Source organism: Lacticaseibacillus chiayiensis, from assembly GCF_004123795.1.
Taxonomy (GTDB): domain Bacteria; phylum Bacillota; class Bacilli; order Lactobacillales; family Lactobacillaceae; genus Lacticaseibacillus; species Lacticaseibacillus chiayiensis.
In genome coordinates this window covers 1-508 of sequence record NZ_MSSM01000097.1, presented here as the reverse complement: position 1 = coordinate 508, position 508 = coordinate 1, and the positions used below count along the sequence as shown (strand labels likewise).

2 rRNA genes are annotated in these 508 nt (G+C 49.4%); both read left to right on the top strand.

Going from position 1 to position 508, the window contains the following annotated elements:
- Nucleotides 1-184, top strand: a 16S ribosomal RNA gene (locus tag BVJ53_RS14790); the annotation flags it as partial.
- Between the two features lie 218 nt (nucleotides 185-402).
- Nucleotides 403-508: ribosomal RNA gene (locus BVJ53_RS14785) — 23S ribosomal RNA — on the top strand; the annotation flags it as partial.

The window sequence follows — 508 nt, the reverse complement described above, 5'->3', positions numbered from 1 at the left end:
CACGCCGCGGTGAATACGTTCCCGGGCCTTGTACACACCGCCCGTCACACCATGAGAGTTTGTAACACCCGAAGCCGGTGGCGTAACCCTTTTAGGGAGCGAGCCGTCTAAGGTGGGACAAATGATTAGGGTGAAGTCGTAACAAGGTAGCCGTAGGAGAACCTGCGGCTGGATCACCTCCTTTCTAAGGAAACAGACGTCAGTCTGACGGAAACCTGCACACACGAAACTTTGTTTAGTTTTGAGGGGACGACCCTCAAGCACCCTAGCGGGTGCGACTTTGTTCTTTGAAAACTGGATATCATTGTTGTAAATGTTTTAAATTGCCGAGAACACAGCGTATTTGTATGAGTTTCTAATTTAGAAATTCGCATCGCATAACCGCTGACGCAAGTCAGTACAGGTTAAGTTACAAAGGGCGCACGGTGGATGCCTTGGCACTAGGAGCCGATGAAGGACGGAACTAATACCGATATGCTTCGGGGAGCTATAAGTAAGCTTTGATCCG